The following is a 13,654-nucleotide window of genomic DNA, read 5'->3' as shown; positions in this document are numbered from 1 at the left end:
AAATGAAGGTGAATAAATTTATCACAATCTATAAAGACATCGCACAGCAAATTGAAGACGGCCGATGGAAGGCGGAGGAGATTCTTCCGTCTGAACATGAATTGACCGCACAGTACGGCACATCAAGAGAAACGGTTCGAAAGGCGCTTCACATGCTGGCTCAAAATGGATATATCCAGAAAATCAGGGGGAAAGGCTCCGTGATTCTCAACCGTGAAAAAATGCAGTTTCCGGTCTCTGGGCTTGTCAGCTTCAAGGAACTGGCGCAAACTTTGGGAAAAGAAACGAAAACAGCCGTTCACAAATTCGGGCTGGTGCCCCCGTCAGATCTGATCCAAAAACAGCTTCGGGCACAGCCGGATGATGACATATGGGAAGTGATCAGGTCAAGAAAGATTGACGGGGAGCATGTCATTTTGGACAAGGACTACTTTTTCAGAAAGCATGTGCCTCACCTGACGAAAGAAATTTGCGAAAACTCCATTTATGAATATATTGAAGGAGAGCTTGGTCTTTCGATCAGTTACGCGCAGAAAGAAATTGTGGCTGAGCCGTGTACGGATGAGGACAGGGAATTGCTTGATTTACGAGGCTATGACCATATGGTGGTTGTGAGAAACTATGTCTTTTTAGAGGATACAAGTCTCTTTCAATATACGGAAAGCAGACACCGTCTGGACAAATTCAGGTTTGTCGATTTTGCGCGACGGGGAAAATAAAGAGCGCCTGCCTGCGGCAGAGCGCTTTTTGTTTGGTATCAAAATTGATACTATCCAACAAAAATGTGCGTACTTTTACTTTTTATCATAATGGCTACAATAGAGATGAGAGTAACCTAAAGGAGAGGTGTTTAACATGACAGAACTAAAGAAACAAATTCTGGATGCATACAATTTCAGGCATGCGACTAAGGAATTTGACCCGAATAAAAAAGTGTCAGACAGCGATTTTGAATTTATTTTAGAAACAGGAAGACTGTCTCCGAGCTCACTCGGCCTTGAGCCTTGGAAATTTGTCGTCGTCCAAAATCCGGAATTCCGTGAGAAGCTTCGTGAATACACATGGGGCGCGCAAAAGCAGCTGCCGACCGCAAGCCATTTCGTCCTGATTCTTGCGCGTACAGCTAAGGATATCAAATATAATGCGGACTACATCAAACGTCATTTAAAAGAAGTAAAACAAATGCCTCAAGACGTGTACGAAGGCTATTTAAGCAAAACAGAAGAATTCCAGAAAAACGATTTGCATTTGCTTGAAAGTGACAGAACATTGTTTGACTGGGCATCAAAACAAACCTATATCGCGCTTGGCAACATGATGACTGCCGCTGCGCAAATCGGTGTTGATTCCTGCCCGATCGAAGGCTTCCAGTACGATCACATTCACCGTATTCTTGAAGAAGAAGGCCTTCTGGAAAACGGAAGCTTTGATATATCTGTGATGGTGGCATTCGGCTACCGAGTGAGAGACCCTCGTCCGAAAACAAGATCTGCTGTTGAAGATGTTGTGAAGTGGGTATAAAAACGAAAGCTGCTCGATAACGAGCAGCTTTTTTTATGCTTCATTCGCTCTGTTCTGTTTTCTTCGCTGATGCAAATATAATGCTGTTCCGAGTGCGCTGATCAGAAATCCGGCCAGCAGGATGGAATACATGGAGGTGGCTGTGTCAGGAAGCAAGCCGCCAGCCGGTCCATCGGTTCCCGATCCGCCCGATCCATTTGTTGGTTCAGTGCCGGGAGGTGTTTGATCGCCGCCTTTGCCATCATTCGGCTGCTTTCCGCCTGGATTGTCGGACCCTCCGCCATTCTTGCCGTCGTCATCGCCGCCTGTCGGCTGATCGGACGGGAACGCCGGCGGTTTATCGTGAGCACCGGAATTTAAGATCGTGTATTCGCTGAAGTGGTTTGTGTATCCTGTTACAATATCATCGTCAACTGATCCCTTTTCTGTCTTTGTAAAAGTTTTCTTTTTCCGGTCGACATGGTAAATGGCAGGGTTGTGAGCTTCTTCAATATCAAACATCCGAAGCGATAGCTCAACCGGTTCCTTGAATGATTTCACTTCTTTTCCTTTTTGCTTCACTGTAAAGTCATATACATTTGATAGGGAGACGTTTAATTCTCCCTTAGATTTGATTCCGATTTCAGTGTTCGCGGTTTTGATGTTCGCCATTGGAAGCTTCATGCTGTACCAGTAGTTGAACACCGTCAGGGAAGGATCTAATTCTCTATCCTTCAATAGCTTGACCTGGTCTTTTTTCATTTTTAGATTGATTGGTTTCTCTTGTGATCCTTCAGACGTTTCATAATAGACAAACGGCTTGTTGGCGTTTTTGGCATAAATCGCAAATTTGTCTTCATCGAGTGTCCAGCTGCCATCCTTCTGCTTTGTCGGCAGGAATACTTCTTTGATCCGTCCTTCCATTTTAGGAGAGACCTTGTCACCAAGCTTTTTCAGCTGCTCGGTGAAAATCTCATAATCTACGTAGCCGAGGTCTTCACCATGAGAAGCTTCCGTAAAGACAGAGTATCCGTCTCCACCGCCGCCGACAAAATTATTTGTTGCGACGCGGTAGGTATCATCTGTATTCAGATCAACTTTGTCTCCGTTAGGCGATTCGATTTTCACGTCTAAAACACGGTGTCCAGGTTCGTTGTTTAATGTAAAGGTATATTCAATTCCAGCCACCTGAGGGAAGGCCCCGCCTCCGTTCTCCACATTGCTTAAGCCTTGTTCAAGAGCTTCTTTGATTTGTTTTCCGGTCAAATCAGCCACGTAAAGCGTGTTGCCGAACGGCATTACGTTCAGTACTTCGCCAAGTGTGATCTTGCCTTTGTCAATGCCGGCTCTGATGCCGCCGCCATTTGTAATCGCAATGTTGGCGCCGGATGCTTCTTTCGCTTTTGCAAGCATGCTGTCCGCGATGAAGTTTCCGAGATTGGTTTCCTTCGTGCGCACATGCTCACGCTGGCCGTCAAGGGCTACATCCGTGTAGCCGACTTTTTCATTTTTGACGTCCTCTAATTCTTTTTTGAACTGATCGAGCTCTTCTTTTGCTTCCGTGTTTTCTTCAGTATTCTCATCAATCGGCAGTGCGCTTAGATTTGATTTGTCTGTTTGAACGACGCCGTCATCATCAAATGAGACATCGACACGTCCTAAGAATTGGCCGTATTCTTTTGCCTGCGCCACGATAGTCGGTTCGTCGTTTTCCACGACCTCCATTTTGTCCACGAGAGTGTGGGTGTGTCCGCCGATGATCAAGTCAATGCCTTTCACTTTTTTGGCTAGCTCAAGATCGCGGTTATGCCCAATGTGGGTGAGCGCGATAATTTTGTTTACTTTTTCTTCTTCCTGAATCGTTTTCACGGTGTTCTGCGCAGTTTTAAATGCGTCGTTAAATACAATGCTTTTGCCCGGGCTTGATGTTGTGGCTGTGTCTTCTGTTGTCAGTCCGAACACGGCCACTTTCTCGCCGTCAACGTCTAACAGAATGTACGGATGGATGCCCGGCTCTTTCTTTTCTCCCGCAGTAAAGGTCTGCGGCTTTTTGACATATGATTTTAGCTTAGGTTCATTTGATACATCCACATTCGCGCTGACGATTGGGAAATCAGGCGCTTCAAAGTGATAGCGATTCGCCGGATCGACAGTTGTGCTGTTCCCGCTGAGAAAATCAGAAAGCACAGACGGACCTTTATCAAATTCGTGGTTTCCGAAGGTCATGGCGTCATAACCCATCATGTTCATCAGTTTCAGGTCGGCTAAACCGTTCCATTTCGTGAAATACAGGTCGCCGGAAAACACATCTCCCGCGTCAAGCAGGATGTTGTGGTCTGTTTCGTTTCTTACTTCGCTGATTTTCGTCATTCGTCTGGCTGCGTCATCAAGGTGCGCATGCGTATCATTTGTATGCATGACGGTAAGATCCCATAATCCGCCTTCAGGAGGATCGGTATCTGAACCGTCGTCAAATTGAAGCTTGTACACGCCATAGCCTTCATTTGAAGAATGTCTCACATAAGCGACATCATCGGCTTTGTCCGCAAAAGGCTTGGCTAAAAGCGAAGATTCAAACGTCAAATTCGTGCCGGAAACCGGTGCAATCGACCAGTTGTTATCGGCTTTTGGATTTAATGTTTTCTGTTCAATAATGTAATCCATCAGTACCTGTCTGTTTTCAACTGCGGAGCCGTGGACAATCTTATCACTCGTCAGATGAGGGAAACCGCCGCCGCCGGAGGCCCGGTAATTATTCGTGACTACGAGAAATTCCTGGCTCGGGCTGATCGGTTTGCCTTCATAGGAAAGGTTGATGATCCGGCTTGAATCCGCGTTAATCACTTTTCCGTTTTCGTTGTATTTAGCCGGTTTTGTGACATCGACCTGATAGGTAACGCCGTCAATCACGTCAAAGTTGTAGGAGCGGAAATTCTCATTCAGCAAGGCTTGATCGCCGCCTTTTGACGGATCGATTTGATTAAATTGGCCCGCTGACATGTCGAGCCAGTCCTTCACCTCGCTGCCGGTCAGTTTCACGATCTGGAGGGTATTATCGTACAGATACAAGTCACCGACGTTTTTAATCGCAAGATCCCCGGCCGGAATGTTTGTATAGTAATTGGCTCCGTTTCTGCCGCCGGCTTTAAACGGCGCGCCTGCTGACAAAATCGGAAGATCTTTATACTCGGTATCCTTCATTTCGTTTTCCGCGTACCATTTTTGCGCATCTGTCACAATTTGAATAGAAGGGTCGTCCTTGACTTGTGCAAAGAAGCTGTTAATGTCGGCTTCTGTTTTTCCGACAGGCTTTCTGACATATTCCAGCGTGTTTTGATGTGTTTGCTGAATGGCTTTTGTGACGGCTTCGTTTCTGGATGTGACGCTGCCGGAAATTGATTCGATGCTGCCCTTGGAATCTGCGACCTTCCACGAGCCGTCTGTTTTTTCAAGCTTGAGGTCAATGACGCCTAAGTATTTGCCCCAGCTGCTTGGCATGACGACCGGAATGCCGTTAATGGTTCCTTTTTCAACATCAAACTGAGCGGCACCCGCATATTCTGCGGAAGGGAAGAGTCCGTGCTGATGGCCCGAGACAATCGCATCAATGCCCTTTGTTTTCGTGGCCAGGTCAAAAACAGCGTTTTCTGCACCTGACGATTGCGCCTGCTTTTCAATACCAGTGTGGGCAAGGGCAATAATGAAATCCGCGCCTTCTGCCTTCATTTTCGGAATCGTTTCATTGGCAGATTCGACGATATCCTGCACCTGAACCTGTCCTTCGAGATTCTTTTTGTCCCAGGTCATGATTTGCGGCGGGACAAAGCCTATGTAGCCTACTTTGATCTTCTGTTCGTTTCCGTTTTCATCTGTGACTGTTTTCTCGTTAATTACATACGGCGTATAACGGTGTTCACCGCCAGTTGTTTTAACATTGGCGTTTACAATCGGGAAATCGGCTCCTTTTATCGTACCGTCAAGAAAGTCGAGCCCGTAATTGAATTCATGATTGCCAAGTGTTCCTGCGTCATACTTCAGCGCGTTCATGACGCTGATAATCGGGTGGGTTTTTGCACCGGAGATAATGTTGTCTTTTTCGTATTTCACTGCGTATTCGCCCAGCGGATTGCCTTGAATCAAGTCACCGTTATCCACGAGCAGGGTGTTTGGGTTCTCCTGGCGGTGCTTTTGGATCAGCTGTGCCGTTCTGGCAAGCCCGAATTCTGTCGTTTCTTTGTCGCTGTAGTAGTCGTAATCCATCATGTTGGCATGAATATCAGTTGTAGCCAAAATACTGAGATTCACTTGAGGAGCCATGTTTTCTTCTGCATGAACGGGCGGTGTTGGGAGGATTAGGCTAAGTATCATAATTGGGGGCAGCAGAATACGGAGAATGTTACTGACGTCTTTTCGTCTTTTCTGTATTCTCACCAGTTCTCCACCTTTCAACGAAATTTGTGTTACTGGTTCTATTGTAAGAATATTTTGTAAGCATTTGTAGATGTTTCTTTATGATTATTGTAAAAGGGAGAAAAATAAGTATTATGTATCATCTTTGGGTGATGTGAATTGGGTCATTATGCTTATCGTTTGTCAGCTCTGCAAAATGTTTATTATATTGTGGCTGGGGTAGAGTGTTTTATGTAGACATATTAAGGGGGAGGTTATCAATCATGGGTAAAAAAATCGCAGTTGTGCTGACAGATTATTTCGAAGACAGCGAGTATACTGAACCAGCAAAAGCATTTAAAGAAGCGGGGCATGAGCTGACCGTTATTGAAAATGAAAAAGGGAAAACCGTAAAAGGCAAGCAGGGAAATGCGCAAGTCACAGTCGATGCGTCTATTGATGACGTAAACCCTTCCGACTTTGACGCGCTTTTAATTCCGGGAGGTTTTTCACCTGACCAGCTTCGTGCCGATGAGCGTTTCGTCCAGTTTACAAAAGCGTTTATGACGGACAAAAAGCCGGTATTTGCGATTTGTCACGGCCCGCAGCTGCTGATTACTGCTAAAGCGCTGGAAGGCAGAAAAGCGACAGGCTATACGTCCATTCGTGTAGATATGGAATACGCTGGGGCCGATGTCGTTGACCAGGAAGTCGTGGTTTGCCAAAATCAATTGGTCACCAGCCGCACGCCGGATGACATTCCTGCATTTAACCGCGAATCTTTGGCACTGCTTGAAAAATAACAAAAACGGACGCCCTGCGGGGACGTCCGTTTTTTCATGATAGCTTGGAACCTGCGGTCAGTTTATTGTATCTGTAATACAAAAAGGCAGCAGCTGCTGTTCCGATGACGGCAATGCCGAAGTCGAACATAAAGATATGGGCTATGCCTCCCGCTTTTGCGATGAGCCCGGTGGCAATCGGCAGCAGAATCGACGCAATACTTGAAGCTGTCGCAACAATTCCGGTGACAGTGCCTTTGCGGTTCCAGAAAAGCTCTGTCATTAATGTAACGGTAATTTGAAACACACCCGCGGTTGAAAATCCTAAGAAAAAGGCTGTGATGTCCAGTACAACTGGGACGTGAACTGTCAGCATAACGGCAAGCGTACATAAGGTAATAACGGGGTACAGCAGCGTAATCATCACCGGTTTTACCCATCTGTTCAGCAGAAGGGCTAATAATAAAACAGATACCAAAGCGCCTATACTATAGTAGCTCAGCAATTGTACGGAAGCTGATTCAGCTAACCCTGCAGCCTTTTGGGCGAAGCTTGGAAGCCAGATTTGAGAGACTGTGAATAAAGCGGTTGATGTAAAACCAATGATAATCAGCGCGGCGCCTTCTTTCTTCATGTCGGGTTCAGATAAGAAAGCAGGAGATCCCTGTTGCCCGGTGCTGATGGGTTGTTTCTGTTTTTTTGGCAGCGAAACCGCTGATAAGCAAAGGATGTTCAGCACATAGACAGCTGCCGGCAAATAAAATGCATATCCGTAGAATAGGCTATGGTCTGCCAAAACTGTAATCAGGAGCGGCAAAAGAGCGGCCCCGAGAGACATAAAAGCTTTTACCAAGACATTCGCCGAGCTGGGAGCAGTTGGGAAGAGCTCCGTTAAAGCCGGATATGTTCCTGCGTCCATGGCCGAATTTGCGACTCCGGCTAATAAAGCAAACACAAACGCAAGTTCATAACTCGGTGATAATGGAATACCGATTAAAAAGACAGCCATCATTCCGGCGGAAGCCACAATGAGCGGTTTTCTGCCTATTTTATCTGATAAAACGCCAGATATTCCGTATGTCAGCAGCTTGCCGAATCCGATAGCCGCAATCACATAACTGATGCCTGTCGGGTCGGTATTCCACTGCTTCGTTAAGGAGGACATGTTAGATGCGAGAATGATATTGACCATTCCGAGCAAGAAGTAGTTGATGTACATTCCGGATGCTGTTTTGACGTATTTCGTTTTCATTCTAGTACTCCTTCAAAATCTTATTCGGCCATTTGCTGTATTCGCCGGTCTCAGGAAGCCCGGCGCCTTGCTGCCGCGTCTTTCCGGCTCCCTAATAAACGAAAGCAAAAAGAATCATCTTCATCAATAAGAAAAAAGGCTTGCCGGATGCCGGCAAGCCCCATTATTTTCGAAGTGATGCAAGTTCTTGAGCGATCGCCTGCATTTCGCTCGGGCTGAATGCTTCTTTTTTCATCACCATTTTATGAAGGTAGGTGAGGTCCTCTATTTTTTCGTCGCTGAAGTCTTCTGCTTTGATAACCCCGACATTCAGCATGTTCAGTTTTTGTGAAATCTCTTCAATCATTTGAGTTAATGTTTCTGTATTTTGGCTGGACAAATGATTACATCCTTTCTTTCGCGTCATTTGGTATGTTTTATTCTAACAGAATTCCATCAGAAAAAAACCCTATTCTCATTTCGTCCATTTATTTCAAAAAAGTGGTGACATCAGTTGAAAAGTGATTGAACATCCTACTAAGATAGCGGTAAAGGTTTCTTTTTAGAGAAATATGGGCAAAGAATAGGGAGGTTGCACAACATGATCAGCGTATTATTTGTTTGCTTGGGAAACATTTGCCGGTCTCCAATGGCGGAAGCGATATTTCGGGACTTGGCAGCAACAAAAGGATTAGAGGGGAAAATCAGAACAGACTCAGCCGGCATCGGCGGCTGGCACATCGGCAATCCTCCGCATGAAGGAACGCAGGAGATATTGCGCAGAGAAGGAATCAGCTTTGAAGGCATGCTGGCGCGCCAGGTGCGCGAACAGGATTTAACCGATTTTGATTACATCATTGCGATGGATGCAGAAAATATCGGAAGCCTGAGAAGCATGGCGGGTTTTAAAAAAGCCGCACAGATCAAGAGGCTGCTTGACTACGTTGATGATTCAGATCTCGCGGACGTTCCCGATCCTTACTACACTGGGAACTTTGACGAGGTCTATCAATTGATCAGATCAGGCTGTGAGCATCTGCTTGCATCCATTCAAGAAGAAAAACAATTGTGAGGGAAAGGAGAGTTCATCATGAACAATGAACGCTGGTTGCTGAAAGGTGTCATTCTCGGAGCTGCGGCAGGTGCGGCGCTATCCTTGCTCCATAAGCCGACGAGACAGGCCTGCGGCATGAGATGGATGACGTGCAAGCATAAAATGTCTCTGTACAAAAACAATCCTGAACTATTGAAAAACAATGTCATGACAAAAATTGATGAAGCAAAACAGCTGGCCCAGACGCTGTCAGATGAAGTCGGCTTCGTTAATCAGCAAGTCAAAGAGCTGAAGAAAACAACGCCGAAAGTGATGGAGCTGGTACAGGAAACAAAGGAACATTTTACAAAAGATAAATGATCAAACATTCGAGGTGAGACGACATGAACTTTCTGAAAGAGCTGTTCGGCAGATACACCCTTCATGAGGGGCAAAGCAAATCTGCGGAGCTGGCGTATTTTTTTCTGTTATCGCTGTTTCCGTTTTTGATTTTTATGCTGACGCTCACCGCGTATCTTCCGATTTCTACAGATGACGTGCTGGGGGTTGTAAAACAATACGCTCCCGGAAGTGCGATGTCCCTCGTTGAATCCATTACCCACCAAACATTAAATGACCGAAACGGCGGATTGCTGTCATTCGGGATCATCGCGGCGTTATGGTCTGCGTCTAATGGAATGAATGCCATCGTCAGATCGTTAAACCACGCGTATGAAGTGGAAGAAAACCGCTCTTTTATCATTGTACGTCTAACCTCAATTTTTCTGACGATCGCCATGGTGTTTACCATTTTAGTTGCCTTGCTTCTGCCGGTATTCGGCCGGCAGATCGGAATGCTTGCTGCGGACTTTGTCGGCGCTTCGGACCTGTTTTTATCCATCTGGACTGCGATCCGCTGGGGAGTCAGTCCGCTTGTGCTGCTGATTGTTTTTTCCGCTTTGTACGTTATCGCGCCTAACAAAAAGCTGTCGCTTCGCTTTGTAATGCCGGGTGCGCTGTTTGCGGCCATCGGCTGGATTGTCGTCAGCACCCTGTTTTCGTTTTACGTCAGTACATTTGCGAACTATAGCGCCACATACGGAAGCATTGGGGGGATCATCGTCCTGATGATCTGGTTTTACTTAAGCGGGATTTTAATTATTTTAGGGGGAGAAATCAACGCGCTTTTACATAAACGTAAAAAGCTTCCTGATGAAAATCCCTACAATTAGCGCACCCTATAAAGGAACTTCAGTTCAAAAATGATCCGGGGGGCAAAACGTGATGACAAAGCATACGAAAAAAGGCGGAAGCCATAACAAACAGAACTCAAAGAGCAAATCGAGTCATAAAACAAGCGGAAGTGCCAACGGACAAAACGGCTATCATTAGAACAAAAGCCTCCTGACTTTGTGTCAGGAGGCTTTTTCTTATGAAGAGGAAGAATAGGTCTCAGCAGCTGGCCAGATTTTCGGTTTGCCTAAAGCGATAGCGAGCCAGACAGCGGCCAGAATGAGGGTAATCAAATAAAACAAGTTAGCGCTTTCGAAGGTCTGCATATACCAGCCGCCTGCAATCGGCCCGAAAATGCTGCCGAGACTGAATGAAATGCCGCAAAGCAAATTCCCCGCCGGAAGCAGGTGGGACGGAAGAAGGTCTGTCATAAAGCTGATGCCGAGTGTAAAGGTTGACCCGACTGCCATGCCCGCAATAAAGAAGCAGCAGCCGATCACGTAAGGAAAAGGGAACACGCCTGCGATGAGAAAGCAAAAGGCCCCCGTCAGCAAAATCACAAGCAGCACATTCCGTCTTCCGTATTTATCGCTGAGAATGCCGAGCGGGAATTGAAAAATAATGCTTCCGATCGCAAATGCAGGAAGAATCAAAGCGACGGCGTCCACAGATAAACCCAGACGCAGCGCATACACAGGAAAGCTGCCGTTTAATGCAGTCTCCAGAAATCCGTACCCGAACGTAGGCATAAACGCCACCCATGCAAACAGCATAGCCTGGTAAAAGCGTCTGAAACTATTGTCTGATTTGGTTTCGTGAGGGCTGGTTTCCGGGTATGCATTTTGTAGCAAGAAAACAAAAAGCCACGCAAGCAAACTGATGCAGCCTGACACGATAAAAGGCAGTGCCGGACTCAGCTTAACAAACGGGACCATAAACGGGCCCGCAGCAAAACCAAGGCCAAAGGAGAGTCCGTAAATGGAAAGATTTCTCCCGCGGTTTTGCTTTGACGACATGGAGGTCACCCACGTTTGCGTAGAAAAGTGAAGCATATGGTCGCCGATCCCGATGAAAAGACGAAGCAGGAACCACATCCAAACCGACTGAAGCCAAATGAACCCGAACAAGCTTAAAATGACGATGCTTCCGCCAATGACGATCAGCGGTTTGAAACCCAGTTTTCTAAGCGGGGCCTCCATAAACGGAGAAGCCAATAGCACTCCGATGTAGAGTCCAGTCGCATGCAGGCCGTTAATCGCCGCTGATTCACCATTTGTTTCAAAGATAATCGAGATGACGGGCAGCAGCATGCCTTGTGAAAAACCGGATATGGAAACGAGCAAAACCAGAATAAAAAAATGCATTCGTGACATCGTGTCTGTTCTCCTTTGTGAGATCTATGTTGATCGTACACCGATTTCCAAAAGCAGGCAACCTGAAAAAAGCCTATATCGCGCGCAAACATTTGACCTCGTGTAATCATGATGATTTTTGTGAAGAATAAAAATAAAACAAGTCATACAAAAGGAGTCAATTCACTATGAATCGTATCTTTTTTATATTAGTGGCGGCTGGTGTTCCGCTTTCTGTTATCGGCAGTTTGATGCATTGGCCTTCTGCCATTCTCTTTGCAGTCTATTGTGTAACAATTATTGCTCTGGCAAGCTATATGGGAAGAGCGACAGAATCGCTGTCCATTATTGCCGGGCCGCGGATCGGCGGTCTGTTGAACGCCACCTTCGGGAATGCGGTTGAGCTGATTATTTCGCTATTTGCGTTAAAGGAAGGCCTTACAGGAATCGTGCTTGCCTCTTTAACAGGTTCAGTGCTGGGAAATCTCCTGCTGGTTGCGGGCTTATCGTTTTTTGTCGGCGGTTTAAAATACAAGCGGCAGGAGTTTAATATCCATGATGCACGCCATAATTCAGGGCTTTTGATTTTCGCCATTATTGTGGCTTTCGTAATTCCTGAGGTGTTTTCGGTTGGAATGGGGGATACAAGCAAGCTTAATTTAAGCATCGGGATCAGCATCATTTTGATTCTGTTATATGTGGCGGCTCTGTACTTTAAGCTTGTCACGCACCGCGGTGTATATCAGCCGAACAATGCTGTCCAGCCTGAGGAAGAGGAGCAGCCGGAATGGTCAGGGAAGGTTGCCACGATTGTTTTGTTTGCAGCAACAATTGTCGTGGCGTACATATCCGAAAACCTGGTGCACACATTCCACTCGGTTGCTGAACAGTTCGGCTGGAGCGAGCTGTTTATCGGGGTCATCATCGTTGCGATTGTCGGTAATGCGGCGGAACACGCGTCAGCCATCATTATGGCCTATAAAAATAAAATGGATATTGCAGTTGAAATTGCAGTCGGTTCGACGCTGCAGATTGCTATGTTTGTCGCACCGGTTCTTGTGATCTGTTCCATCTTTTTCCCGGTAAGCATGCCGCTTGTGTTTACACTGCCGGAGCTTGTCGCGATGGTGTCTTCCGTTCTCTTGATGATTGCCATTTCGAATGATGGTGATTCCAACTGGTTTGAAGGTGCCACGCTGCTAGCGGCTTATGTCATTATGGCAATCGGCTTTTTCCTTCTTTAACCTGAAAAAATGATGGATAACAACAAAGCGGGATGAAAAGACTAAGGGAAAATGCGATAGAAAGAGTGATATGATGAAAAAGCTATTTCATTCCACACTTATTGTGTTGTTATTCTTTAGTTTTTTCGGCGTTCAGCCCATCCACGCGAAGAAGCAGTTTAAGGTGCCAAATTCTGTAGCAAGCATTTCGAAAGAAAACACGTATCCGAATGCTTCACAGGATCAGCCGATGCTTCAGCCGAGCAAGCTGGCTAAGGAACTGCTGAGTTCATCAGAGGTACAGATCGAAAATCCGCACCTTATCAAAATGCTGAACGAGTCTACGGTCTCTGGCACACCGCTTGCGGTCGGCTACCGGGCCACAATATTTCTCGGGAAATGGGCGCTTGGATATGAATCGAATGAAACAGTCGCCAACTGGGAATATAAAAAAATCAATACAAACCGCGCGGATAACCGCGGCGGAAAACAAACGGCTGAAATGCATTATGCCCAAGAGCAGCAATATAGAGTAACGGGCGGCCTGACAGCAAAAGTTCCAAACACGGAAGATGTCAAAAGCATGATGATGCTGAAGGCGATGAAAAAAACAAATCTTCCGCTTGCATTTGAAACGGTCATCGGAGCGGGAACAAAACGAGACCAAATTTATAAAGTCGCTCCGAAAAAACTCGGTTATTTAAACGCATATGCTCCGGCTGTGAATGAAAAAGGGAAAGTGACTTACGGAGAAGTCTATTTAGTGCTCAAAGGCAATAAACGAAAACTTGTTGTGAAAAATGTCACGTCACAGGGAATCGGCGCGTGGATTCCGGTTCAAGACCATGTCACGTTTAGCTTCCAGCTTTCCTCACAGCCAAGATAAATAAAAAACTGATTCCTATAATGGA

General features: G+C 46.1%; 12 protein-coding genes. 8 read left to right on the top strand and 4 right to left on the bottom strand.

Going from position 1 to position 13,654, the window contains the following annotated elements; genetic code table 11:
- The first annotated feature begins 2 nt into the window (after positions 1-2).
- Positions 3-719, top strand: a complete 717-nt coding sequence (gene treR / locus DIC78_RS05865; RefSeq protein WP_024120578.1) for a trehalose operon repressor — start codon at positions 3-5, stop codon at positions 717-719.
- A 136-nt stretch (positions 720-855) separates the two neighbouring features.
- A complete protein-coding gene (locus tag DIC78_RS05860) occupies positions 856-1,521 on the top strand; it encodes an NAD(P)H-dependent oxidoreductase (protein ID WP_029317487.1) in 666 nt (221 codons plus the stop codon).
- 33 nt (positions 1,522-1,554) lie between these two features.
- On the opposite strand, the gene DIC78_RS05855 is transcribed toward DIC78_RS05860, so the two are convergent.
- On the bottom strand, positions 1,555-5,931 hold the full coding sequence (locus tag DIC78_RS05855; RefSeq protein ID WP_127695684.1) for a multifunctional 2',3'-cyclic-nucleotide 2'-phosphodiesterase/3'-nucleotidase/5'-nucleotidase: 4,377 nt from the start codon (positions 5,929-5,931) through the stop codon (positions 1,555-1,557).
- 242 nt (positions 5,932-6,173) lie between these two features.
- Here DIC78_RS05855 and DIC78_RS05850 point away from each other — a divergent pair, with 242 nt between their 5' ends.
- Positions 6,174-6,692, top strand: coding sequence for a type 1 glutamine amidotransferase domain-containing protein (locus DIC78_RS05850; protein WP_059336024.1), 519 nt, complete (start codon positions 6,174-6,176; stop codon positions 6,690-6,692).
- A gap of 34 nt (positions 6,693-6,726) precedes the next feature.
- On the opposite strand, the gene DIC78_RS05845 is transcribed toward DIC78_RS05850, so the two are convergent.
- Positions 6,727-7,923, bottom strand: a complete 1,197-nt coding sequence (locus tag DIC78_RS05845; RefSeq protein WP_103672414.1) for an MFS transporter — start codon at positions 7,921-7,923, stop codon at positions 6,727-6,729.
- A gap of 163 nt (positions 7,924-8,086) precedes the next feature.
- A complete protein-coding gene (locus DIC78_RS05840) occupies positions 8,087-8,302 on the bottom strand; it encodes a DUF1128 domain-containing protein (protein ID WP_010333391.1) in 216 nt (71 codons plus the stop codon).
- 201 nt (positions 8,303-8,503) lie between these two features.
- Between DIC78_RS05840 and DIC78_RS05835 the strand changes: the two genes are divergently transcribed.
- The 3 genes from DIC78_RS05835 to DIC78_RS05825 are packed head-to-tail and all read left to right on the top strand — an operon-like array spanning position 8,504 to position 10,167.
- Entirely contained in the window at positions 8,504-8,974 is a 471-nt protein-coding gene (locus tag DIC78_RS05835; protein ID WP_024120584.1) for a low molecular weight protein-tyrosine-phosphatase, read from the top strand.
- 18 nt (positions 8,975-8,992) lie between these two features.
- Positions 8,993-9,316 (top strand): hypothetical protein, encoded by a 324-nt coding sequence (locus DIC78_RS05830; RefSeq protein ID WP_095714626.1) that lies wholly within the window; start codon positions 8,993-8,995, stop codon positions 9,314-9,316.
- Positions 9,317-9,339: 23 nt separating this feature from the next.
- On the top strand, positions 9,340-10,167 hold the full coding sequence (locus DIC78_RS05825; protein WP_024120586.1) for a YihY family inner membrane protein: 828 nt from the start codon (positions 9,340-9,342) through the stop codon (positions 10,165-10,167).
- A gap of 198 nt (positions 10,168-10,365) precedes the next feature.
- Here the strand turns inward: DIC78_RS05825 and DIC78_RS05820 are convergent, their stop codons facing one another.
- Entirely contained in the window at positions 10,366-11,541 is a 1,176-nt protein-coding gene (locus DIC78_RS05820; RefSeq protein ID WP_024120587.1) for an MFS transporter, read from the bottom strand.
- Between the two features lie 167 nt (positions 11,542-11,708).
- Here DIC78_RS05820 and cax point away from each other — a divergent pair, with 167 nt between their 5' ends.
- Positions 11,709-12,764, top strand: a complete 1,056-nt coding sequence (gene cax, locus DIC78_RS05815; RefSeq protein WP_024120588.1) for a calcium/proton exchanger — start codon at positions 11,709-11,711, stop codon at positions 12,762-12,764.
- Positions 12,765-12,834: 70 nt separating this feature from the next.
- The gene (locus DIC78_RS05810; protein ID WP_081638251.1) at positions 12,835-13,629 is read left to right on the top strand and encodes a YfkD famly protein; all 795 of its coding nucleotides are present in this window, start codon (positions 12,835-12,837) and stop codon (positions 13,627-13,629) included.
- Positions 13,630-13,654 lie beyond the last annotated feature (25 nt).

This window comes from Bacillus halotolerans (genome assembly GCF_004006435.1).
In the GTDB taxonomy this organism is placed as follows: Bacteria; Bacillota; Bacilli; order Bacillales; family Bacillaceae; genus Bacillus; species Bacillus halotolerans.
Note: the sequence above shows the minus strand (reverse complement) of the source record. Positions and strands in the feature narration are given on the sequence as shown.

Excerpts from the sequence above, each read along its gene's own strand:
- treR (WP_024120578.1), top strand. The coding sequence starts at position 3 with ATGAAGGTGAATAAATTTATCACAATCTATAAAGACATCGCACAGCAA.
- DIC78_RS05860 (WP_029317487.1), top strand. The coding sequence starts at position 856 with ATGACAGAACTAAAGAAACAAATTCTGGATGCATACAATTTCAGGCAT.
- DIC78_RS05850 (WP_059336024.1), top strand. The coding sequence starts at position 6,174 with ATGGGTAAAAAAATCGCAGTTGTGCTGACAGATTATTTCGAAGACAGC.
- DIC78_RS05845 (WP_103672414.1), bottom strand. The coding sequence starts at position 7,923 with ATGAAAACGAAATACGTCAAAACAGCATCCGGAATGTACATCAACTAC.
- DIC78_RS05835 (WP_024120584.1), top strand. The coding sequence starts at position 8,504 with ATGATCAGCGTATTATTTGTTTGCTTGGGAAACATTTGCCGGTCTCCA.
- DIC78_RS05830 (WP_095714626.1), top strand. The coding sequence starts at position 8,993 with ATGAACAATGAACGCTGGTTGCTGAAAGGTGTCATTCTCGGAGCTGCG.
- DIC78_RS05825 (WP_024120586.1), top strand. The coding sequence starts at position 9,340 with ATGAACTTTCTGAAAGAGCTGTTCGGCAGATACACCCTTCATGAGGGG.
- DIC78_RS05820 (WP_024120587.1), bottom strand. The coding sequence starts at position 11,541 with ATGTCACGAATGCATTTTTTTATTCTGGTTTTGCTCGTTTCCATATCC.
- cax (WP_024120588.1), top strand. The coding sequence starts at position 11,709 with ATGAATCGTATCTTTTTTATATTAGTGGCGGCTGGTGTTCCGCTTTCT.
- DIC78_RS05810 (WP_081638251.1), top strand. The coding sequence starts at position 12,835 with ATGATGAAAAAGCTATTTCATTCCACACTTATTGTGTTGTTATTCTTT.